2 protein-coding genes are annotated in these 2,100 nt (G+C 44.9%); both read left to right on the top strand.

The window, feature by feature from the left end:
* Positions 1 to 1,036, top strand: a 1,036-nt coding sequence (locus tag WB217_RS17510) for an FAD-binding oxidoreductase (RefSeq protein ID WP_423994573.1), incomplete at its 5' end; no start/stop codon positions are given.
* 4 nt (positions 1,037 to 1,040) lie between these two features.
* On the top strand, positions 1,041 to 2,015 hold the full coding sequence (locus tag WB217_RS17505) for a bile acid:sodium symporter family protein (protein ID WP_423994572.1): 975 nt from the start codon (positions 1,041 to 1,043) through the stop codon (positions 2,013 to 2,015).
* The last annotated feature ends 85 nt before the right edge of the window (positions 2,016 to 2,100 follow it).

The raw sequence follows: 2,100 nt of genomic DNA, 5'->3' as shown, positions 1-2,100 counted from the left end.
GTTGAATAAAGAACTAAAAAAGTATGGTTTATTTTTCTCGGTGGACCCGGGAGCAGATGCCACTCTTGGCGGTATGGCAGCAACAAATGCCAGTGGAACAACATCGGTAAAATATGGAGTCATGCGTGACCAGGTCCGAGATCTTGAGGTGGTAATGGCTGATGGCTCGATCATACATACTGGCAATTTAGCCGCTAAATCCTCATCCGGATACCACCTTAATGGTCTCTTCGTTGGTTCGGAGGGAACGCTTGGATGCTTTACCGAATTGACGTTGAAAGTTTATGGAATTCCGGAGCACATAATGGCAGCAAGAGCATCTTTTCCAACCTTGAACGATGCTGTAGAAGCTGTTGTATCAATCTTGCAGGCAGGCATTCCAATCGCGAGGGTGGAGCTCGTCGATGAACCTTCAATGAAACAGGTTAACCTTTTTAGTGACACCGCCTATAAAGAAGGCCCAACACTATTTTTAGAGTTTCATGGAAATGAAGCAGGGCTGAAGCAGGATGTTGAGTTCACAAAAGAAATTGTCGAAGACCATCATTGTCTCGATATTGAATTTGAAACAGATAATGCTGCCAGGAACCGTTTATGGGAGGCCCGGCACAATCATGCCTATGCTTATATTCACGGGCATCCTGGTAAAAAAATGATGGTGACGGATGTCTGCCTTCCAATTTCAGAGCTGTCGGGTGCCATTCGTCATGCAAGGGAAGCGGTTGATTCCCTCGGCCTCACCGGTGGAATCGTCGGCCATGTAGGCGATGGAAACTATCACGTACTTTTGATGATTAATATGAACGATCAAGAAGAGATTGATCGGGCTGAACAGCTAAATGAACAAATTGTACTTTATGCTCTTGAGCGCGGAGGAACATGCACCGGGGAGCATGGAGTCGGGATCGGCAAGCAAAAATATCAGCAAAAGGAACACGGGGACGCACTTCTAGTTATGGAAAAAATCAAACAAGCCCTTGATCCAAACAATCTATTAAATCCAAATAAAATTTTAAAGCCGAAAGAAAGAGTGTGATGAAATGAAAGTTATCGAAGCAGTAAGTACTATAGCCGGAAAATATTTTGCTGTATGGGTTATCCTTACATCTGTCATTGCCTTTTTGATTCCAGAACCATTCTTGGGTTTGGGAGGATATATTACCATTTTGCTCGGCGTTGTCATGTTTGGAATGGGTCTTACTTTGAAAGCAGTTGATTTTAAAATCATTTTTACCAAACCCATCCCAGTGTTGATTGGCGTGTGCGCCCAATTTATCATCATGCCAACTGTCGCTTTCCTCATTGCGAAACTTTTAAATCTGCCAGCTGAATTAGCAGCAGGACTGGTTTTGCTCGGCTGTGTACCAGGCGGAACAGCCTCTAACGTTATGGTGTACCTTGCAAAAGGAAACGTACCACTGTCAATCGCCATGACTTCAGTATCAACACTATTGGCACCGATCATGACACCACTGCTTCTGCTTTTGCTAGCGGGCCAATGGATGCCAGTTGATCCTGTTGCCATGTTTAAGTCAATTATCCAAGTCATCATTCTTCCAATTATTTTAGGTTTAGCTATTAAGAAATTTTTCCCTGTGGCAGTTGAAAAAAGCTTAACCGTTTTACCGCTTATTTCGGTAGCAGCTATCATCACAATTGTTAGCGCGGTAGTTTCAGGCAATGCAGCCACCATTGCAGCATCCGGGTTTCTTATTTTTACAGCTGTGATGCTTCATAACGGATTCGGACTTCTGCTTGGTTACTTTGCGGCAAAAGTGCTAGGGCAAGATGAAGTAAACAGAAGAGCGATTTCGATTGAAGTGGGCATGCAAAACTCCGGGTTAGGCGTTGCGCTGGCGACAGCACACTTCGGTCCGCTCGCCGCCCTCCCAAGCGTCCTCGCTGCTGCATGGCACAACATTTCCGGACCAATCCTTGCGACTTACTGGTCAAAAAAGCCTGCAGAGAGCAGTGAAAAAGAGGTGCCAGTTCGCCCTGTGAGTGCTCGGCTGTAATCAAAGTTAATCAAATAAATCCTACGCAACCAGCGTGGGATTTTTTTCGGCCAAAACTCATAACATAAGAAAATGGGAGCAAGAT

Source organism: Mesobacillus sp., assembly GCF_049588175.1.
Lineage (GTDB): Bacteria > Bacillota > Bacilli > Bacillales > Cytobacillaceae > Mesobacillus.
The sequence above is the reverse complement of the archived record's forward strand: the minus strand, read 5'-3'. Positions and strand labels throughout refer to the sequence as shown.

Excerpts from the sequence above, each read along its gene's own strand:
- WB217_RS17505 (WP_423994572.1), top strand. The coding sequence starts at position 1,041 with ATGAAAGTTATCGAAGCAGTAAGTACTATAGCCGGAAAATATTTTGCT.